Origin of the sequence: Pseudooceanicola aestuariicola, from assembly GCF_045763785.1 — a bacterium.
Lineage (GTDB): Bacteria > Pseudomonadota > Alphaproteobacteria > Rhodobacterales > Rhodobacteraceae > Pseudooceanicola.
On sequence record NZ_JBJGSF010000002.1, the window covers coordinates 286,177 to 305,257 of the forward strand.

Below are 19,081 nucleotides of genomic sequence, written 5' to 3' on the forward strand. Positions count from 1 at the left end.
CGTGGATGGACAATGGTTTGAATGGGATGCGCGACCAGATTGCGCGGGCGCGCGGCATCGCTTACATCAGGCGCATGATACGTCCGATCCTGATCCATCCCGATCCGCGCCTGAAAAAGGTGGTCGATCCTGTTGCTGACCTGACAGATGAGCTGCGGGCCACGGCCGACGACATGCTGGAAACCATGTATGACGCGCCGGGCATCGGTCTGGCCGGTCCGCAGATCGGGCTGATGAGCCGCCTGATCGTGATGGATTGCGTGAAAGAAGAAGGCGCCACGCCGCGCCCTTTGATCATGTTCAATCCGGTGGTTATCGCGTCTTCGGATGAAAAATCGGTGTACGAGGAAGGCTGCCTGTCGATCCCCGAACAATATGCCGAGGTCGAGCGCCCGGCAGAGGTGACCGTGGAATGGATGGACCGGGACGGAAACGCCCAGTCGGAAACCTTCGACGGGCTGTGGGCGACCTGCGTTCAGCATGAAATCGACCATCTGAACGGCAAGCTGTTCATCGATTACCTGAGCCCGATCAAGCGGCAGATGATGACGCGCAAATCCCAGAAAATGAAACGCGAACGGGCCCGCGCGTGACGGTTCGCCCGATCCTGCGCTGGCCGGACAAACGGCTGCGGACCCGTGCGGTCGATGTCGATGCCGTCACCGATGAGGTGCGCGGTATCTGGGACGACATGATCGACACGATGGAGGCGATGCCGGGGGTCGGTCTGGCCGCCGTGCAGATCGGTGTGATGCGGCGGCTGGCGGTTGTGGATGCAAGCGGCGAACGTGGCCAAGCCGTGCGGATGGCCAACCCCGAGGTGCTGCATTCCAGCATTGAGCCGCGCGATCACGAAGAAGCATCGCCCTGTTTGCCTGGCGTTTCGGCCAAGATCACGCGCCCTCGGGCCGTGACGGTACGGTTTCTGAACGAAGCTGGCGAGGTTGAGGAGCGGGATTTCGTTGGCCTTTGGGCGACGTCTGTGCAGCACCAGATCGATCATCTGGCGGGCAAGATGTATTTTGATCGCCTGTCCAAGACCAAGCGCGACATGCTGCTGCGGAAGGCGAAGAAGGTCGGGTGAGGAAACGAGGGGCGCTGCCCCTCGCGCTCACCGAGGGTATTTTTAACCAGAAGAAGGGGTGAGCGATGCGCCTTGTATTCATGGGAACGCCAGAGTTTTCGGTGCCTGTGCTGGATGCGCTGGTGGAGGCCGGGCACGAGATCGCCTGCGTCTATTGTCAGCCCCCGCGCCCTGCGGGTCGGGGCAAAAAGGATCGGCCGACGCCTGTTCATGCCCGCGCGATCGAACTGGGGCTGGAGGTGCGGCATCCGGTGTCCCTGAAGGGTGCCGAGGAACAGGCAGAGTTCGCCGCGTTGAACGCCGAGGTTGCCGTGGTCGTGGCCTATGGGCTGATCCTGCCGCAGGCGATTTTGGATGCGCCTGATCGGGGCTGTCTGAACATCCACGCGTCCTTGCTGCCGCGTTGGCGCGGGGCCGCGCCGATCCATCGCGCGATCATTGCGGGGGACGGAGAGACCGGCGTGTGCATCATGCAGATGGAGGCGGGGCTGGATACAGGGCCGGTGTTGCTGCGCGAGGCATTGGAGATCGGGGCAGAGGAGACCACGGCAGAGCTGCACGATCGGCTGTCGGTCATGGGGGCACGGCTGATCGTGGAGGCCTTGGCGCAGCTGGATGATCTGACGCCTGAGGTCCAACCCGAAGAGGGCGTGACCTATGCCCACAAGATCGACAAGGCCGAGGCGCGGGTGGATTGGTCGAAACCTGCAGAAGAGGTCGATCGGCTGATCCGGGGTCTGTCGCCCTTTCCTGGCGCTTGGGTCGAAGTTGAGGGCGAGCGGTTGAAGCTGCTGGGATCCAGACTGGCTGACGGCTCCGGCGCGCCGGGTGAGGTGTTAGATGACGCGCTAAGTGTGGCCTGCGGGACGGGCGCGGTGCAACTGACGCGCTTGCAACGGGCGGGCAAGGGCGCGCAGGATGCGACAGAGTTTCTGCGCGGGCGCGCCGTGCCCAAGGGTGCGGTGCTGTAGGAGGTTTGCGATGTTTCCGACGCTGATCGGTACGGTGGTGATTGCGGGGATCGTCGGTTATGCGGCCGAACGGTCCGGGTTCGTGCGCAATGGATATGTGCCGTCGATCATCATTAGCGTCGGCGGCGCCTTTCTGTTCTATTTCGTTGCGCTGATGTTCGGGCTGCGGCTGTTTTCGCCGGGGATTGATGCTATTCTGGCGTCGCTTGGCGCGTTGGTGATCGTGCCGACGCATTATCGGCGCAAGTAGGGGGCGATTATGGGTGTGATCTGGTTGTTGATCGTGGGCGCGGCGGCAGGGTTTCTGGCGACGCGGATGATGAAGGTCGAGGCCTCGGTCCCCGCGACGATAGCGATTGGCATGGGGGGCGCCGTGATCGGCGGGCTGATCCTGCGGGCGCTTTTGTCGGTGATGGGGATGTTTGCCGGGCTGATCGGTGCGGTGCTTGGGGCGCTGTTGCTGATCTGGCTGTGGCAGACGTATGGGCCGAAATAACCTGATTTAGAGACTAAATTAGGTCGTTCGCCCGGAACGAATATTCGCAAGATTTTCCGATAATCAGGTGGTCATGCACCGTCAAGCCTAGCGCGTCTGCGGCGGTGACGATCTGGGCCGTCATGTCGATGTCGGGCTGGCTGGGCGTCGGATCGCCGCTGGGGTGGTTGTGCACCAAGATCATGGCGCTGGCGTTGAGTTCCAGCGCGCGTTTCACGACCTCGCGCGGGTAGACGGGGACGTGATCCACGGTGCCTTTGGCCTGCGCCTCATCCGCGATCAGGGAATTCTTGCGATCCAGAAACAGGATGCGGAATTGTTCGGTGTCGCGGTGGGCCATGGCCGTTTGGCAATAGTCCAGCAGCGCCTGCCAAGAGCTAAGGACCGGACGATTGATGACCTTTGATCGCATCAGGCGCTGGGCGGCGGCTTCGATCAGTTTCAACTCGGCCACGATGGCGCGGCCGATCTTGGGGATTTTAAGCAGCTCAGGCTCTGGTGCGGTGATGACATTGTTGAAGCTGCCAAACCGGTCCAGCAGCGCTCGGGCCAGCGGTTTCATATCCGTTCGGGCATTGGCGCGGAACAGGACCATTTCCAGCAGTTCGTAGTCGGGCATGGCATCCGCGCCGCCGTTCAGGAACCGATCGCGCAGGCGGGCGCGGTGATCGGCGATGTAGGAGGGAAGCTTGTCGCCGGTGGATTGTGGCACCGATGCCTGACGCGAGGAGGCGAAAAGCGGCAGAGGCGGTTCAGAGAGAGAATGGGCGCGGTGTGTCATGAGCGCGAAGATGCGCCGCTCATGGTTAAAGCCGGGTTAACGCAGCGGGCGATGGTCATAGAAACGACCGCCCGCTGGCTGTACCGTTACGCGCGTTTGACCGCAGCCGTGGCGATGCCCATGGCGATCAACGCGCCGCCGCCGATGCGGGAAAACCATGCAAGGACCGAAGGGCGGGCGATCCTGGACCGAAGCTTGTCGGCCAGCAGGGCATAGGCCAGTGCGTTGATGGCAGCGAGGCCAACGAAAGTGGCGGTCAGGATCGCGAACTGCGGCAACACTGGGCTGTCCGTGGCGACGAATTGCGGTACGAAGGCGATGAAGAAGATGATCGACTTGGGGTTAAGCGCCGTCACCGCAGCCGCGTGACCGAAAACGCCCGACGCCGAGGATTGGTCAGCCGTCTCCAACTGGCCAAGTGAGGCCGAAGAGGCGCTGCGATAGAGTTTGATGCCAAGGTAGATCAGATAAGCCGCGCCGACCCACTTGAGCACCATGAACAATGTGGCCGAAGCCAGTAGCAGCGCGCCAAGCCCGGCAAGAGAGGCCGACATCGCGATCAGATCGCCAAGGGCAACGCCCGCAACCGTGGCAAGGGCCACCCGTTTGCCTTGGCTGATCGCATAGCTGAGCACCAGCAGAACAGTGGGGCCCGGGATCAACAACAGTGCGATAGAGGCGGCGACGAAGGCCAGCCAGATGTGAATATCCATGAGAAATCCTTTTACCTAATTTCGTCAGCCAGCCATGAAACTGGCGGTGCGTAAATAGGAAAAGGAAAGCGCTGGAGTGGGGATTAGGAAAAAGAAAGGCCCGCGGGTTAGGCGGGCCTTTCGGTATTGTTCTTAAGCGCCTTTCATCGAGTCCCAGAACCCGCGAACAGACTTTAGGAAGTCCTTGTTCTCGGGGCTGTTTTCTTCGGACAGCTCGTTGAATTCCTTCAACAGTTCTTTCTGGCGCGATGTCAGGTTCACCGGCGTTTCCACCGCCAGTTCGATCATCATATCGCCCGAACCGCCGCCCCGCAGCGCTGGCATCCCTTTGCCGCGCAGACGCATCTGGCGACCGGATTGCGAGCCTTCGGGGATCTTCACACGGCTACGGCCACCGTCGATGGTTGGCACCTCGATATCACCGCCAAGTGCTGCGGTCGTCATGGACACGGGCACGCGGCAGAAAAGGTTCGGACCTTCGCGATCAAAGATCTTATGTGGTTCAACCTCGATAAAGATATAGAGGTCGCCCGCAGGGCCGCCGCGCATCCCGGCCTCACCCTCTCCGCCAAGGCGGATGCGGGTGCCTGTTTCGACACCGGCGGGGATGTTGACCGACAGCGACCGATCCCGTTCGACACGGCCCATGCCACCGCAGGATTTGCACGGGTTCTTAATGATCTGACCCGCACCCGAACAGGTGGGGCAGGTGCGTTCGACCGTGAAGAATCCCTGCTGTGCACGAACCTTGCCCATGCCGGAACAGGTCGGACAGGTCGCGGGTTCGGACCCGCCTTCGGCGCCAGACCCGTTACAGGTGTCGCACTGAACCGAGGTCGGGACCTGAATGGTTTTCTGCAGCCCGCTAAAGGCATCTTCCAACGAAATCCGCAGGTTATAGCGCAGGTCAGAGCCACGGGTCGCGCGTTGACGCCCGCCGCCCGCGCCGCCGCGCTGGCCCATGAAGTCGCCAAAGAGGTCGTCGAAGACGTCGCTGAAGGCGCTGGCGAAATCGCCCTGCTGACCGCCGCGCGGTCCGCCGCCGCCGCCCATGCCGCCTTCGAATGCTGCATGCCCGAAACGGTCGTAGGCCGCCTTGCGATCAGGATCTTTCAGGCAGTCGTAGGCTTCGTTGGCTTCCTTGAACTGTTCCTCGGCCTTCGGGTTGTCCGAATTGCGGTCGGGGTGCAGTTCCTTGGCCTTCTTGCGATAGGCTTTTTTGATCTCGTCGGCGCTGGCACCTTTGGCGATGCCCAGCACCTCGTAATAGTCACGTTTTGCCATATGGGTGGTCTCCCCCTAGGAACGGATAGGGCCGGCCCGCCCGAAGGTGAGCCGGCCCCAAAGGTTCCAGCATGCGCAATTACGCACGCTTGTTGTCATCCAGATCTTCGAAATCCGCGTCTACGATATCGTCGTCATCCGACGGGCCATCGGCGGGGGCGGGTTCGTCATCGCTGCCCTCGTCCTGGCTTGCTTTGTAGATCGCTTCACCCAGTTTCATGGCCGCTTCGGTCACGTTCTGGATGCCGGATTTGATCTTCTCGGCGTTGTCGTTCTCAAGTTCATCCTTAAGCGCGGCAATCGCCAGTTCGATCGCTTCGATCGTGGACGGGTCGACCTTGTCGCCATGCTCTTCCATCGACTTTTCGGTCGAGTGGATGAGGCTTTCGGCTTGGTTCTTCGCCTCGATCAGCTCGCGGCGTTCCTTGTCCGCCTCGGCGTTTTCTTCGGCGTCCTTGACCATCTTTTCGATGTCTTCGTCCGACAGACCACCCGATGCTTGGATCGTGATCTTCTGTTCCTTGTTGGTGCCTTTGTCTTTGGCAGAAACAGACACGATACCGTTGGCGTCGATGTCAAACGTCACCTCGATCTGGGGCATGCCGCGCGGTGCGGGCGGGATGTTTTCCAGATTGAACTGACCCAGCATCTTGTTGTCAGCGGCCATTTCCCGTTCACCTTGGAACACGCGGATCGTCACGGCGTTCTGGTTGTCTTCGGCGGTCGAGAAGACCTGAGACTTTTTGGTCGGGATCGTGGTGTTACGGTCGATCAGGCGGGTGAACACGCCACCCAGCGTTTCGATACCCAGCGACAGCGGGGTCACGTCCAGAAGAACAACGTCTTTCACGTCACCCTGCAGAACGCCGGCCTGAATGGCTGCACCAAGGGCCACCACTTCGTCAGGGTTCACACCCTTGTGGGGTTCCTTGCCGAAGAACTTGGTCACCTCTTCGATGACTTTCGGCATACGGGTCATACCGCCGACCAGAACGACTTCGTCGATGTCAGACGTGGTCAGACCCGCGTCTTTCAGCGCAGCCTGGCAAGGCTTCATCGAAGCTTTGATCAGGTCGCCCACCAGTTGCTCCAGCTTGGAGCGGGTCAGTTTCATGACCATGTGCAGCGGCTGACCGTTCGAGCCCATCGAGATGAACGGCTGGTTGATTTCGGTCGACTGCGACGACGACAGTTCAATCTTGGCTTTTTCAGCGGCTTCTTTCAGACGCTGCAGGGCCATCTTGTCCTGCGTCAGGTCGACGTTGTTTTCTTTTTTGAACTCTTCGGCGAGGTAGTTGACGATGCGCATGTCAAAGTCTTCACCACCAAGGAACGTGTCACCGTTGGTGGATTTCACTTCGAACAGGCCGTCGTCGATTTCCAGAATGGTTACGTCGAAGGTACCACCGCCAAGGTCGTAGACGGCGATCGTCTGGGTGTCTTCTTTGTCCAGACCATAGGCCAGCGCGGCGGCAGTCGGTTCGTTGATGATGCGCAGCACTTCGAGGCCGGCGATCTTACCGGCGTCTTTCGTCGCCTGACGCTGTGCGTCGTTGAAGTAAGCAGGCACCGTGATGACGGCCTGGCTGACTTCTTCGCCGAGGTAGGATTCGGCGGTTTCCTTCATCTTACCAAGGATGAAGGCAGAAATCTGGGAGGGAGAGTACTTCTCACCCTTGGCTTCCACCCATGCGTCACCATTGCCGCCGTCGATGACGTTGAACGGCAGGTTCTTCTTGTCCTTGGCCAGATCCGCATCGTCCGCACGACGGCCGATCAGACGCTTGACGCCGAAGATGGTGTTGGTGGAGTTCGTTACAGCCTGACGCTTGGCAGACTGGCCGACAAGGCGTTCCTCGTCGGTGAAGGCAACGATCGACGGGGTCGTGCGTGCACCTTCTGCGTTTTCGATGACCTTCGGCTGCGAGCCATCCATGATAGCAACGCAGGAGTTCGTGGTGCCAAGGTCAATACCGATCACTTTGGACATATTTTCAATCCCTTCTACTTAAGGCGATAGTACCGGAGACGGACCCGTAAACGGCATCCACCTCCGCCTGACAGGGCGGCGGTCGATATGCTGTCCGCCGCGCTTCTCGGCGTATATAAGGACCAGTGTTTCGTGCTGCAAGGCGGGCAAAGAACAGGAATCGGCAAATTTGAGATATTTGGGCTTTTGGACGCGAAAAGGGCGCGAAATCGGGTGAACAAGGTCTCAATTCGCGGTTTTGATATCTATAAAGGCTATCTGGATGAACAGGCGCAGCGCGACCTGATCGCCGGGCTGCGCGATGTGCTGAAGGCTGCGCCGCTGTTTTCACCCACGACCCGCTTTGGCAACAAGATGTCGGTAAGAATGACCAGCGCGGGCAAGTACGGCTGGTATTCGGATGCGCGCGGCTATCGGTACGAACGCACGCACCCAAAGGGGATGGAGTGGCCGCCGATCCCGGACCAAATACTGGACATCTGGCGCGACGTGACGGGGTTGGACCGGCAGCCGGACTGCTGCCTGATCAACTATTACGGCGAAAGCGCGCGGATGGGGATGCACCAAGACCGCGACGAGGCGGATTTTACCTATCCGGTGCTGTCGGTATCCTTGGGCGACGACGGTTTGTTCCGCATCGGGAACGAGGAAAAGGGCGGCAAGACCGAGTCGATCTGGCTGGAATCCGGGGATGTCGTGGTGATGGGCGGGCCTGCGCGGCTGACCTATCACGGGGTGGATCGCATCCGGTTCGGGTCGTCCCGCGTGTTGCCCAAGGGCGGGCGGATCAACCTGACGCTACGCGTTGTGGATTAGCGTTTCGCATCCCACGACAGAGACACGTGTTTGCGCGTGTAGAATTCACCCATCAGACCGATCATGCACAGTGCCGTGCCGACCCAGATGGGATAGGCCAGCGATGAATTGTGCGGGGTGTAGTTCAGGAACACGAAGCCGCGGCATTGGTCGATCGCATGGAACAGCGGGTTCCAGTCGAACATGGCGATCATGTAGCCCGGCAGTGAATTGGCCGCGAACATCTTGCCCGAGGCGATCATGTTCGCCCGCTGATAAACTTGGCTGAACACGCTGACGAATTGCGGTGCCCATGGCCGCATCGACAGCAGCACAAGGCCCACACCGATCCCGGTGTACCAAGACAGAAGCAGCGTCCCCAGCGCATAGACCGGCTGTTCGATCGTGATCGGTGTGAAAGCCACGTGATAGATGAACAGGATCATGAACAGCGACAGGATCTGGATATAGAGCGTCGACAGCGCCGCCGCCCCGATCGCCACCGCCGTGTTCATCGGCGCGTGTTTCATCATCGCACTGGTCGAGGTGCCCGCGCCCGCAATCGCGCCCACGGTTTTCACGTGGGTCATGAACAGAAAGATGCCGGACATCAGGTACAGCAGGAAATCGCCCCGGATCGCCGTTCGGCGCATGCCGAGGATTTCGAACATCGCGTAGAACGACAGAACGAAGATGATCGCCTGCAGCATGTTGATGAAGATCGACCAGATCGCGTGACGGTGCGTGATGCGGATCGAATGGACGGCAGAATGGTAGATCAGTTCGAGGATCGCGAGCGCTGACGCGAATTTGGACCGATTGACTCTCGTCTCGAACATGATGGTGTCCTGTAGGGCTGCGCCTATTCTGTGCAGGGAAGTCTTGCTGATCCCTTTAGGGGGCATCATAACTCTGACCAAGCGTTAAGGCAATTCACGCCTGCAGGCGCACTTGGGTCAAGGAGCAGCAGTTTGGACTATCAAAAACTAGAAATCGTGATGCGGAAGCTGGCATTGGAAGCCGGTGACAAGATCATGGAGATCTACAACTCCGACGATTTCGAGGTGAAGACCAAGTCCGACAGCAGCCCCGTGACCGAAGCGGACGAGGCGGCGGATGCCCTGATCTCGGCCGGGTTGCGCGACGCGTTCCCTGATGTGGCGCTGGTGACCGAAGAACAGGCCGCGACCCACAGCGAAAGCGCGATGAGCTTTCTGATCGTCGATCCGCTGGACGGAACCAAGGAATTCGTGAATCGGCGCGGCGACTTCACGGTCAACATCGGCTGGGTCGAAGATGGCGTTCCGGTGCGCGGCGTGGTGTATGCCCCGGCGCGGGACCGGATGTTCTACACCCGGGCCGACGGATCCTCGGTCGAGGAGTTTGGGCCGTTCGACAAGGACACGGTCGGAGAGGTGCATGACATTCGCGTCGCACAGGCCGACAACAGCGCCCTGCGGATCGTCGCGTCGAAATCGCACCGCGATCAGGCGACCGATGATTATCTGGCGAAATACACAGCTGCAGACACCAAAAGCGCGGGATCGTCGCTGAAATTCTGTCTGGTCGCGACCGGAGAGGCCGACATTTATCCCCGCATCGGACGCACCATGGAATGGGACACAGCCGCGGGCCATGCGGTCGTCAACGGCGCGGGCGGCAAGGTCGTGCGCTTTGATACGCATGAGCCGCTGACTTACGGCAAGGAAGACTTTGCCAACCCGTTCTTTATCGTCGCATCGCCGACGGTCGATCTAAAGCCTGCATAACGCCGATGTCGAACCCTGCGGTCAGTGTCATTGTGGTCAGTAAGGGCCGGGGCGACAGCCTTGCCCTGACGCTGACCGGATTGGCGCGGCTGCTGTACGACAGCTATGAAATCATCGTGGTCGCCGATGCCGAAGGTCTGGAAACCGTGCGCCGCCTGCGGATGGAAGATCAGGTCAAGACAGTGGCCTTTGCTGATCCCAACATCTCGCTTGCGCGGAACGTCGGTATCGCCATCGCAGCCGGAGAGTTGGTGGCCTTTATCGATGATGACGCTGTGCCGGAACCCACGTGGCTGAACCATCTGACCGCGCCTTTTGCGGATATGTCTGTGGCGGCTGCGGGTGGCTATGTGATTGGCCGGAATGGGATTTCCTTCCAATGGACTGCGCGCAGCATCGACTATACCGCGACCGATAGCGCTTTGAATCTGGACGGGATGCAGCCGACGGTGCTGACGCCGCCGCCCGGGTCGGCGATCAAGACGGAAGGTACCAACATGGCGTTCCGCCGCTCTGATCTGGCGCGGATCGGAGGGTTCGACCCGGCCTATCGGTTCTATCTGGACGAGGCCGATTTGAACATGCGGCTGGCCAAGGCGCGCAAGCCCACAGCGATCGTGCCACTGGCGCAGGTGCATCACGCTTTTGCCCCATCGGTCCGGCGGGATGCGTCGCGTGCACCCCGCGATCTGTTCGAAATCGGGGCAAGCCTGATGGTCTATCTGCGCCGTCACTGTCCCGAAGATCAGCGCGACAGCATTGTGCGCCACTTCCGCAAAGCCCGCGACAAAGCCCTGATCGACCACATGATCGCCGGACGGCTAGAGCCGCGTGATGTGCGCCGCTTGCGCAGGCGTCTGCGCGACGGGATCAAGGCGGGGCAAACGCGGGATCTGCACGCGCTGCCCAGCCTGCCCCATTCGACGGAGCCGTTCTTGGCGTTTGAAACCCGGATCAAGACCCCGGGCGTCGTTCTTTCGGGTCGCAGCCTGCGCCGACGCGCATTAAGGGCCGAAGCAGAAGAGCGGGCAGATCGCGGGGAATCCGTCAGCCTGTTTCTGTTTTCGCCGACGACGCTGTACCACCGCGTCCGCATGACGCGTGCGGGGGTCTGGGAACAGCGCGGCGGTATCTGGGGTAAAAGCCTGCGATCGGGGTGGATGATCCGTCCGGGCCGTTTCAAGGGCCGCGTCCGGCGTGAAATCGCGCGGGTTGCGGCTGTCAGAGGGATCCCTCGGAAGGCCCGGTAATCTGCCTGTTTCGTAACCCTTCGGTTCAGTATGGGGAACTTTTCGGGGCGTTCGGGGTGATTACTATAGGAAGCTCTGACATAATGATGGGTAACGAAGGACTAGGCGCAAAGGCGCAGACACATATGCAAAACAAGATCACCAAGGCCATTTTCCCCGTCGCGGGGCTGGGCACGCGCTTTTTGCCGGCCACCAAATCGATCCCGAAAGAGATCATGTCGCTGGTCGACCGCCCCCTGATCCAATACGCGATCGATGAAGCCCGCGCGGCGGGCATCAAGGAATTCATCTTTGTCACCTCTCGTGGCAAATCCGCCTTGGAAGATTACTTCGACCACGCCCCGCATCTGGAGGCCGAGCTGAAAAAGAAGGGCAAAGACGACCTTCTGGAAGAGCTGAAGAAAACGGTCATGGACAGCGGGCGCATCGCCTATATCCGCCAGCAAAAGCCGCTGGGTCTGGGCCACGCGGTCTGGTGCGCGCGCCGTCTGATCGGTGACGAGCCTTTTGCCGTGATCCTGCCTGATGACATCATCGCCGCCGAAAAGCCCTGCCTGCAGCAAATGGTCGAGGCGTTCGAAGAAAATCCCGGCAACATGGTCGCCGCGATGGAAGTGCCCGCGGATCGCGCCCACGCCTATGGCATCTTGGACGTGAAAGAGGACATGGGATCGCTGGTGTCGGTCAAGGGGATGGTCGAAAAGCCCAAGCCCGGAACGCAGCCATCGAACCTTGCCGTGATTGGGCGGTATCTGCTGACGCCGCAAATTCTTGAAAACCTGGAGGCCAAGGAAACCGGCGCGGGCGGAGAGATTCAGCTGACCGACGCCATCGCGCATGAAATCACCGAAGGGCGCGATGTCTTTGGCTTCCGGTTCAACGGGCAGCGGTTCGATTGCGGCTCTAAATCGGGGTATTTGCAGGCCACTGTGTCTTTTGCCCTGTCGCGGCCGGAATTGCGCGATGACTTGATGGAATTTCTGCAGACCGTGGTAAACATGGACCAAGCGGCGCAATAATACGGGTGTTTCTTGGATAAGGTACTGGTCACCGGCGGCGCGGGATACATCGGATCCCACGCCTGCAAGGCATTGCGCGCGGCGGGGTTTGAGCCCGTCACCTACGACAATCTGATCACCGGCTGGGAAGATGCGGTCCAATTCGGACCGTTCGAACGCGGTGACCTGCTGGACCGTGCGCGGCTGGATCAGGTCTTTGCCACCCATGCGCCGGTCGCCGTGATGCATTTCGCGGCCTTGTCGCAGGTTGGCGAGTCCATGCAGAAGCCGGGGCTTTACTGGCAGAACAACGTCGAAGGGTCACGCAATCTGATCGAGGCCGCGGTGGATGCGGGCTGCCGCAACTTCGTGTTTTCGTCGACCTGCGCGACTTATGGCGATCAGGATGGGGTGGTGCTGGACGAAGACTCGGTCCAACTGCCGATCAACGCCTATGGCGCGTCCAAACGCGCGATCGAGGATATGTTGCGCGACTTTGGGGCGGCCTATGGTCTACGCCACGTGATCTTTCGCTATTTCAACGTGGCGGGCGGTGACCCTGACGGTGAAATTGGCGAATTCCATCGGCCCGAAACGCATCTGATCCCCCTGATGCTGGACGCGATCGACGGGAAACGCGATGCGTTGACGATCTTTGGTACCGATTACGATACGCCCGATGGCACCTGCATCCGGGATTATGTACATGTATGTGATCTCGTCGACGCACATGTTCTTGGATTGAAATGGCTCATAGACGGGCGGGAAAGCCGTGTGTTTAACTTGGGCACAGGTTCTGGTTTCTCGGTTCGTGAGGTTATTGAACATTCCCGCGCAGTCACCAACAAGGCTGTGCCTTATACGGAGGGTCCGCGCAGGCCCGGCGATTGTACGAAACTGGTGTCAGGCTCTACCCGGGCCGAGGCCGAGCTGGGCTGGACACCGACGCGGTCCACCTTGGACCAGATGATTGCCGATGCCTGGCGGTGGCATCAGACTGGACACTACGACAAATAAACAGCCGACGGTTCGCGTTCTGGACCTGACCCGCATGGCCAGCCGGATGGGGCGCAAACCCACGGGCGTCGACCGGGTCGAGCTTGCCTACCTGCGCGAGCTGCTGGAGCGGGATACCGATTGCTATGCCTTGGTGCGGGTTGCGCTGGGCTATGTGCTGCTGGACCGGTCCGGTATGACGTCGTTCTTGCACCGGGTTCAGGGCAAGACGCCTTGGGGCAAGACACGGTTCTGGCTGAACTTTTTCGGGCGCCTGACGCCCTTGCAGAAACGCGTGCACAGCGATTTGTGGCGGTTGGCCCGCGTGCGCGTCTACGGGAAGAACCTGCCCAAACTGCTGCAATCGCTGACCGGGGAATTCACCTACCTGAACATTGGCCACTCCGGCCTGACCGAAGCGACGCTGTCCGCGCTGGATGCCAAGCCGGGGGTCAAGATCAGCGTGATGATCCATGATACGATCCCGCTGGATTTCCCCGAATACTGCCGCCCCGAAAGCGTGGATCGGTTTCGCGGCATCCTGCGACGGGTGCTTTATCACGCCGATCTGGTGATCTGTAACAGCGACAAGACCCGTCAGGACGTGGTTCGCCACATGGCCGCCCTGAACGAAGAAATGGACGAAGCCGACCGGGTCACGCCGCCGCATTGCATCGTCGCGCCTCTGGGCGTCGACATCTCCCGCGCTGACAGCACCGTTCTGCCGCCAGAACTGCCCGAGGATCGGCCCCTGTTCCTGTGTGTCGGCACGATTGAGCCGCGTAAGAACCATGCGATCCTGCTGGATGTCTGGGAAGAGTGGGACGAGGAAGAGGACGGCCCCCGCCCGGTGCTGGGCATCTGCGGCGCGCGCGGTTGGATGAACCAAGAAACGTTCCGCCGTCTGGACCGCACGCCCATGCGGGGCATCGATATCTTTGAATGGCCCGACCTGTCGGACAAGGTCGTCGCGACCTTGTTGGCGAAATCCAACGCGCTGCTGTTTCCCAGTTTCGCCGAAGGCTATGGCCTGCCCCCGGTCGAGGCCGCAACGCTAGGCACGCCGGTGATCAGCGCGCCCTTGGACGCGGTCAAGGAAACGCTGGGGGATTTGCCAGTTTACGTGGACGCAACGGACAGCTATTCTTGGAAAAAGGCCATAAAGAGCCGAATAGAGGTTGGACGGTCAGGGTCCGGGGCAAGTTCGGGGTTTTTTCCCCCGACATGGGATATGCATTTCAAGGTCGTGTTAAAGGCGACCTGATAGGCTACCGCCCTTAATGGGTCCGCACCGCGGTCAAGAAGGGCGAGCGTTGAGCATCGTTTCGCAATATCGCCTAAGGCTCCAGCGTCGCCGCTGGCTGATCCGTGCCGTGCGCAAACGGCGCGAGCTGAAGGTTGTTGTCCGCCGTACCCGCCAGATCAAGAAACCCGATATTCTAGTGTTCTGCACCCTGCGCAACGAAAAGGTCCGGCTGCCGTATTTCCTGAAATACTACCGCGACCTTGGGGTGAAACACTTTCTGTTCGTCGACAACGACAGCACCGATGGGAGCCGAGAGTATCTGGCCGAACAAGAGGATTGTTCGGTCTGGACCACCAAGGCGGGCTATAAACGTGCGCGGTACGGCATGGATTGGATCAACTGGCTGCTGTTCAAATACGGCACCGGCCATTGGTGTCTGACGGTCGATCCAGACGAATTCTTCATCTTTCCCTTCTGCGACACGCGGCCCCTGCAGGCCCTGACCGATTGGCTGGATGCCTCGTCGATCAAGTCGTTCTCGGCCATGCTTTTGGACATGTATCCCAAGGGGCGGATCAGTCAGCAGACCTATCAGGAAGGGCAGGACCCGATCGAGATCGCCCATTGGTTCGACAGCGGCAATTACGCGATCCAAAAGAACAAACGCTATGGCAACCTGTGGATCCAAGGCGGCGTGCGTCAGCGTGTGTTCTTTGCGGACAAACCCGAACTGGCCCCGGCGCTGAACAAGATACCGCTGGTCAAATGGGAACGTAAAAACGCCTACGTGTCCTCGACCCATATGCTGCTGCCGCGCGGGCTGAATCTTGTCTACGACGAATGGGGCGGAGAGAAAGCCAGCGGGCTGCTTTTGCACACCAAGTTCCTGAACACCTTCGACGCCAAGGCGCAGGAAGAGCTGGAGCGGAAACAGCACTATAACGCGTCTGTCGAATATCGGTCCTACGCCGATATGTTGGACAACGATCCAGAGCTTTGGTGCAAGTGGAGCGAGAAGTACATCAACTGGCGCCAGCTCGAGATCCTGGGTCTTTTGTCCAAGGGGAACTGGGCATGAGTCTGGGCGTCGTCATGCTGATCCATACCGCGCTGAACCGCGCGGAACAGGTGGCGCGGCACTGGGCGGCGGCGGGCTGTCCGGTGGTGATCCATGCCGATACCAACGTCTCTCCTAAGGCGTACAACCGGTTCGTCGCCTCAGTGAAGGATCAGCCTTTGATCCAGTTTTCGAAACGGCATCGCTGTGAATGGGGGACGTGGGGGATCGTGGCGGCGACGATCTCGGCCTCGGAACAAATGTTGCGGGAATTTCCAGATGTGCGGCATGTCTACCTTGCCTCGGGCTCGTGCCTGCCGCTGCGTCCGGTGTCGGAACTGATCCAGTACCTTGAGGATCGCCCCACCACAGATTTCATCGAAAGCGCGACGACCGCGGATGTGCCCTGGACGGTGGGCGGTCTGGATGCGGAACGGTTCACCCTGCGTTTTCCTTTCGCATGGAAACGGCAGCGACGGCTGTTCGACGGCTATGTCCGGCTGCAACGTCGGCTAGGCATGAAACGCAAGATGCCGCACGGGATCGTGCCGCACATGGGATCGCAATGGTGGTGCCTGACGCGCAAAACGCTGAAGGACATTCTGGAAAGCCCGGATCGCCCGGATTACGACCAATTCTTCAAACGTGTCTGGATCCCGGACGAGAGCTATTTTCAGACCCTATCCCGGCTATATTCGCAGGATATCCAAAGCCGATCCCTGACCCTGTCCAAGTTCGATTTTCAGGGCAAACCGCATATCTTCTACGACGATCACCTGCAGCTTTTGCGGCGGTCTGATTGCTTTGTGGCACGCAAGATCTGGCACCACGCGGATCGGCTGTACAAGGCGTTCTTGACCGACGCCGAACACGCCATGAAGCGGGCCGAGCCGAACCCGGCCAAGATCGACCGGATCTTTTCCCGCGCCACCGACCGCCGCACGCGGGGGCGGCCCGGGCTTTACATGCACAGCCGCTTTCCCAATGCGAAATGGGATAACGGGCTGACCGGCGCGCCCTATTCGGTGTTCCAAGGCTTTGCCGAGCTGTTCGATGATTTTGAACCGTGGCTGCACCGGATGACCGGGGCCAAGGTGCACGGCCATATCTACGCCCCTGACGGCGCGGTGTTTTCCGGCCGCCAAAAGGTGGTGAACGGGGCGCTGCCTGCCAGCGCGGCCATCAGGGATTATCGCCCTCAGGCCTTTTTGACGAACCTGATCTGGAACGCGCGTGGTGAAAAGCAGTGTTTTCAGTTCGGGCCCATGGACGTGCAGGACATCACCGAGGTGCTGGTCAAGGACGCCAATGCCAATATCTCGGTCATTTCGGGGGCCTGGGCGATCCGGCTGTTCAGAACCAACGCGGATTTCGCCACAAAACGGGCCGAGGCCGCGCGCCTGCAACGGATCGAAAGCACCTTCATCGATCTGCTGCGCGATCCAGCGACCAAGGCGCGCGTGGATATCTGGACCATGGCCGATTTCGTGGAATCTCCGGTTGAACCGCTGCAGGCCATCGTCGACGGTCTGGCCGCCAGCAATATGCGGCGGCTGTCCGAACTGCCTCGTATGGTCGATCTGACGGGCTTTGGGGAATTTCTGCAGACGCTGAAGAACCAGGGGATGCACCCCTATCTGATGGGCGATTTCCCCGCCGACCCCGCGCCGCAGGCTGCGTCGCGCGGGGCTAAACGCAAACCCTATGTGGTGACCAAGTAGATGGCGGATTTTGAGTATTTCGTGGTCTTTGCCGAGATGCGGACCGGGTCCAACCTGCTAGAGGCCAACTTGAATGCGTTTCCCGGACTGTCCTGTCTGGGTGAGGCGTTTAATCCGCATTTTGTCGGTTATCCCAACAAGGACGATTGCCTTGGCATCGACCTGCCCACGCGGGATGCCGATCCGATGGTGCTGATCAACGCGGTTCGTGACACGCCTGATGCGTTGTCCGGGTTCCGGTTCTTCCACGACCACGATCACCGCATTCTGGACGAGGTTCTGCCAGACCCGCGCTGCGCCAAGATCATTCTGACCCGCAACCCGGTCGACAGCTATGTCAGCTGGAAGATCGCGCAGGAAACCGGGCAGTGGAAACTGACAGACGTGCGCAAGCGCAAGGACGCCAAGGCCGTCTTTGATGCCGAAGAATTCCGCAAGCATATCGCCGATCTGCAGGCGTTTCAGGTGTTCCTGCTGAACGCGATGCAGACCACGGGCCAGACGCCGTTTTACGTGGCCTACGAAGACCTCAAGGACGTTGAGGTGATGAACGGCCTTGCCCGCTGGTTGGGTCAGACCGATCAGCTGGATGAACTGGACGGAAAGCTAAAGCCGCAGAACCCCGCGCCCCTGTCCGAGAAGGTCGAGAATTTTAACGACATGGAAAAGGCGCTGGCCCGGCTGGACCAGTTCAACCTGACGCGCACGCCGAATTTCGAACCGCGGCGCGGGCCGAACGTGCCGTCCTATGTCGCGGCGGCTAAAACGAACCTTTTGTACCTGCCAGTACGCGGAGAGATTGATGATCCGATCCTGACGTGGCTGGCGGCCTTGGACGACGTAGGCGTCGACGATCTGAAGACGCAGTTCACGCAGAAAAGCCTGCGCCAGTGGAAACGCCGCCGCGTCGGGCACCGCACCTTTGCGGTCGTGCGCCATCCCCTTGCGCGGGCGCATTCGGTGTTTTGCCACCGCATCGTGAACCGGGGCAAAGGCAGCTTTGGCGAAATCCGGCGCATCCTGAAGAACAGGCACGGTCTGCCGATCCTTGGTAAGCATGAAGAGGGTGACTATACGCTCGACATGCACCGGACGGCGTTTGTCATGTTTCTGGATTTCCTCAGGGCGAACCTGTCGGGCCAGACGACGATCCGCATCGATCAGACGTGGGCCACGCAATCAGCAGTGGTCGAAGGCATGGGCGGTTTTGCCCTGCCTGACATGATCGTGCGCGAAGAGGATCTGGGCGTCTATCTGCCCGCCTTGGCCCAACAGGTCGGCCACGCCGGACCGCCGGAACCCGGAGCGATCCCGCAAGACGAACCCTTTACGCTGGACGCGATCTACGATGACGAGATCGAGTCAAAGGCGCAGGAGGTCTATCAGCGGGATTATCTGATGTTCGGATATGGCGCCTGGCGACGCCATAAGCCTTAGGCGGCCTGGGTCGCCTGATCCGAGGTCAGCAGCGCGTACAACGTCGATGCATCGCGGTTGGCGCGCAGCTTTTTGCACAGCGCTTCGTTGCGCAGGGTGCGCGACACCAGTGCCAGTGCTTTGAGGTGTTCAACGCCTGCCTCTTCGGGGGCGAACAGCGCCATGACCACGTCCACTGGCTGACGGTCGACCGCGTCGAAATCGACGGGGCGTTCCAGCAGGATGAAAGCAGCCGACATATCGGTGACCTGCTCCATGCGGGCATGGGGCAGGGCGACACCATGGCCCACACCGGTGGGGCCAAGGTTTTCACGCTCCATCAGGGCGGTGACAAGGGCGCCCGACTCGTACCCGTAAGCAGCCTGAGCGAGATCGCCCAGATCATGCAGTAGCCGTTTCTTCGACGTTGCCGAGGCGACAACTTTGATCGCCTCGGGTTTGAGGATCTCGGCAAGATTCATGTGTACCAACGCTCGCGACGGTAACCCGTCGC

The 19,081-nt window shown here is 60.3% G+C and carries 20 protein-coding genes; 14 read left to right on the top strand and 6 right to left on the bottom strand.

Annotation, left to right across the window (positions count from 1 at the left end):
• Window positions 1–74 precede the first annotated feature (74 nt).
• From def (ACI3GR_RS09270) to ACI3GR_RS09290, 5 genes are all read left to right on the top strand, one after another.
• A complete protein-coding gene (gene def, locus ACI3GR_RS09270) occupies window positions 75–593 on the top strand; it encodes a peptide deformylase (protein WP_407494889.1) in 519 nt (172 codons plus the stop codon).
• Entirely contained in the window at window positions 590–1,084 is a 495-nt protein-coding gene (gene def / locus ACI3GR_RS09275; protein ID WP_407493946.1) for a peptide deformylase, read from the top strand. Before def (ACI3GR_RS09270) ends, def (ACI3GR_RS09275) begins: the two co-directional genes overlap by 4 nt.
• Window positions 1,085–1,149: 65 nt before the next feature.
• Window positions 1,150–2,055, top strand: coding sequence for a methionyl-tRNA formyltransferase (fmt, locus tag ACI3GR_RS09280; RefSeq protein WP_407493947.1), 906 nt, complete (start codon window positions 1,150–1,152; stop codon window positions 2,053–2,055).
• Between the two features lie 10 nt (window positions 2,056–2,065).
• Window positions 2,066–2,305: a hypothetical protein gene (locus ACI3GR_RS09285; RefSeq protein ID WP_407493948.1), complete on the top strand. Its 240-nt coding sequence runs from the start codon at window positions 2,066–2,068 to the stop codon at window positions 2,303–2,305.
• 9 nt (window positions 2,306–2,314) lie between these two features.
• Window positions 2,315–2,551 carry a GlsB/YeaQ/YmgE family stress response membrane protein gene (locus tag ACI3GR_RS09290; protein ID WP_407493950.1) on the top strand — a complete coding sequence of 79 codons (237 nt, stop codon included), beginning with the start codon at window positions 2,315–2,317 and terminating at the stop codon, window positions 2,549–2,551.
• 13 nt (window positions 2,552–2,564) lie between these two features.
• Here the strand turns inward: ACI3GR_RS09290 and radC are convergent, their stop codons facing one another.
• The 4 genes from radC to dnaK all read right to left on the bottom strand — a co-directional run bounded on the left by radC (window position 2,565) and on the right by dnaK (window position 7,319).
• Window positions 2,565–3,332: a RadC family protein gene (radC, locus tag ACI3GR_RS09295; protein WP_407493951.1), complete on the bottom strand. Its 768-nt coding sequence runs from the start codon at window positions 3,330–3,332 to the stop codon at window positions 2,565–2,567.
• 86 nt (window positions 3,333–3,418) lie between these two features.
• Window positions 3,419–4,045 carry a LysE family translocator gene (locus ACI3GR_RS09300; RefSeq protein WP_407493952.1) on the bottom strand — a complete coding sequence of 209 codons (627 nt, stop codon included), beginning with the start codon at window positions 4,043–4,045 and terminating at the stop codon, window positions 3,419–3,421.
• A 132-nt stretch (window positions 4,046–4,177) separates the two neighbouring features.
• Window positions 4,178–5,329, bottom strand: a complete 1,152-nt coding sequence (dnaJ, locus tag ACI3GR_RS09305) for a molecular chaperone DnaJ (protein ID WP_407493953.1) — start codon at window positions 5,327–5,329, stop codon at window positions 4,178–4,180.
• Window positions 5,330–5,408: 79 nt separating this feature from the next.
• A complete protein-coding gene (gene dnaK / locus ACI3GR_RS09310) occupies window positions 5,409–7,319 on the bottom strand; it encodes a molecular chaperone DnaK (RefSeq protein WP_407493954.1) in 1,911 nt (636 codons plus the stop codon).
• Window positions 7,320–7,532: 213 nt separating this feature from the next.
• On the opposite strand from dnaK, the gene ACI3GR_RS09315 reads away from it, so the two are divergent.
• Window positions 7,533–8,135 (top strand): alpha-ketoglutarate-dependent dioxygenase AlkB family protein, encoded by a 603-nt coding sequence (locus ACI3GR_RS09315; protein ID WP_407493955.1) that lies wholly within the window; start codon window positions 7,533–7,535, stop codon window positions 8,133–8,135.
• Here ACI3GR_RS09315 and ACI3GR_RS09320 read toward each other — a convergent pair.
• On the bottom strand, window positions 8,132–8,953 hold the full coding sequence (locus ACI3GR_RS09320) for an ABC transporter permease (protein ID WP_407493956.1): 822 nt from the start codon (window positions 8,951–8,953) through the stop codon (window positions 8,132–8,134). The two genes, ACI3GR_RS09315 and ACI3GR_RS09320, sit on opposite strands and share 4 nt — an antisense overlap.
• A 132-nt stretch (window positions 8,954–9,085) precedes the next feature.
• Here ACI3GR_RS09320 and cysQ point away from each other — a divergent pair, with 132 nt between their 5' ends.
• From cysQ to ACI3GR_RS09360, 8 genes are all read left to right on the top strand, one after another.
• A complete protein-coding gene (gene cysQ, locus ACI3GR_RS09325) occupies window positions 9,086–9,883 on the top strand; it encodes a 3'(2'),5'-bisphosphate nucleotidase CysQ (RefSeq protein ID WP_407493957.1) in 798 nt (265 codons plus the stop codon).
• Between the two features lie 5 nt (window positions 9,884–9,888).
• A complete protein-coding gene (locus ACI3GR_RS09330) occupies window positions 9,889–11,133 on the top strand; it encodes a glycosyltransferase family 2 protein (protein WP_407493958.1) in 1,245 nt (414 codons plus the stop codon).
• A gap of 125 nt (window positions 11,134–11,258) precedes the next feature.
• A complete protein-coding gene (galU, locus tag ACI3GR_RS09335; protein WP_407493959.1) occupies window positions 11,259–12,152 on the top strand; it encodes a UTP--glucose-1-phosphate uridylyltransferase GalU in 894 nt (297 codons plus the stop codon).
• A gap of 12 nt (window positions 12,153–12,164) precedes the next feature.
• A complete protein-coding gene (gene galE / locus ACI3GR_RS09340; RefSeq protein WP_407493960.1) occupies window positions 12,165–13,148 on the top strand; it encodes a UDP-glucose 4-epimerase GalE in 984 nt (327 codons plus the stop codon).
• Window positions 13,108–14,391, top strand: coding sequence for a glycosyltransferase family 4 protein (locus ACI3GR_RS09345; RefSeq protein ID WP_407494890.1), 1,284 nt, complete (start codon window positions 13,108–13,110; stop codon window positions 14,389–14,391). Before galE ends, ACI3GR_RS09345 begins: the two co-directional genes overlap by 41 nt.
• Window positions 14,392–14,407: 16 nt before the next feature.
• Complete coding sequence (locus tag ACI3GR_RS09350) at window positions 14,408–15,451, top strand: glycosyltransferase family 2 protein (protein ID WP_407493961.1); 1,044 nt, start codon at window positions 14,408–14,410, stop codon at window positions 15,449–15,451.
• Complete coding sequence (locus ACI3GR_RS09355) at window positions 15,448–17,151, top strand: DUF5927 domain-containing protein (protein ID WP_407493962.1); 1,704 nt, start codon at window positions 15,448–15,450, stop codon at window positions 17,149–17,151. The genes ACI3GR_RS09350 and ACI3GR_RS09355 overlap by 4 nt, the downstream gene beginning before the upstream one ends.
• The gene (locus ACI3GR_RS09360) at window positions 17,152–18,588 is read left to right on the top strand and encodes a sulfotransferase family 2 domain-containing protein (RefSeq protein ID WP_407493963.1); all 1,437 of its coding nucleotides are present in this window, start codon (window positions 17,152–17,154) and stop codon (window positions 18,586–18,588) included.
• Here the strand turns inward: ACI3GR_RS09360 and ACI3GR_RS09365 are convergent.
• Window positions 18,585–19,049 carry a PTS sugar transporter subunit IIA gene (locus ACI3GR_RS09365; RefSeq protein WP_407493964.1) on the bottom strand — a complete coding sequence of 155 codons (465 nt, stop codon included), beginning with the start codon at window positions 19,047–19,049 and terminating at the stop codon, window positions 18,585–18,587. The genes ACI3GR_RS09360 and ACI3GR_RS09365 overlap by 4 nt on opposite strands.
• Window positions 19,050–19,081 lie beyond the last annotated feature (32 nt).

Coding starts and splice junctions, on each gene's coding strand:
- ACI3GR_RS09320 (WP_407493956.1), bottom strand. CDS start 8,953: ATGTTCGAGACGAGAGTCAATCGGTCCAAATTCGCGTCAGCGCTCGCG.
- ACI3GR_RS09350 (WP_407493961.1), top strand. CDS start 14,408: ATGGGTCCGCACCGCGGTCAAGAAGGGCGAGCGTTGAGCATCGTTTCG.
- ACI3GR_RS09300 (WP_407493952.1), bottom strand. CDS start 4,045: ATGGATATTCACATCTGGCTGGCCTTCGTCGCCGCCTCTATCGCACTG.
- ACI3GR_RS09345 (WP_407494890.1), top strand. CDS start 13,108: ATGCCTGGCGGTGGCATCAGACTGGACACTACGACAAATAAACAGCCG.
- ACI3GR_RS09330 (WP_407493958.1), top strand. CDS start 9,889: ATGTCGAACCCTGCGGTCAGTGTCATTGTGGTCAGTAAGGGCCGGGGC.
- ACI3GR_RS09355 (WP_407493962.1), top strand. CDS start 15,448: ATGAGTCTGGGCGTCGTCATGCTGATCCATACCGCGCTGAACCGCGCG.
- ACI3GR_RS09285 (WP_407493948.1), top strand. CDS start 2,066: ATGTTTCCGACGCTGATCGGTACGGTGGTGATTGCGGGGATCGTCGGT.
- radC (WP_407493951.1), bottom strand. CDS start 3,332: ATGACACACCGCGCCCATTCTCTCTCTGAACCGCCTCTGCCGCTTTTC.
- def (WP_407494889.1), top strand. CDS start 75: ATGATACGTCCGATCCTGATCCATCCCGATCCGCGCCTGAAAAAGGTG.
- dnaK (WP_407493954.1), bottom strand. CDS start 7,319: ATGTCCAAAGTGATCGGTATTGACCTTGGCACCACGAACTCCTGCGTT.
- dnaJ (WP_407493953.1), bottom strand. CDS start 5,329: ATGGCAAAACGTGACTATTACGAGGTGCTGGGCATCGCCAAAGGTGCC.
- ACI3GR_RS09360 (WP_407493963.1), top strand. CDS start 17,152: ATGGCGGATTTTGAGTATTTCGTGGTCTTTGCCGAGATGCGGACCGGG.
- fmt (WP_407493947.1), top strand. CDS start 1,150: ATGCGCCTTGTATTCATGGGAACGCCAGAGTTTTCGGTGCCTGTGCTG.
- galU (WP_407493959.1), top strand. CDS start 11,259: ATGCAAAACAAGATCACCAAGGCCATTTTCCCCGTCGCGGGGCTGGGC.
- ACI3GR_RS09365 (WP_407493964.1), bottom strand. CDS start 19,049: ATGAATCTTGCCGAGATCCTCAAACCCGAGGCGATCAAAGTTGTCGCC.
- ACI3GR_RS09290 (WP_407493950.1), top strand. CDS start 2,315: ATGGGTGTGATCTGGTTGTTGATCGTGGGCGCGGCGGCAGGGTTTCTG.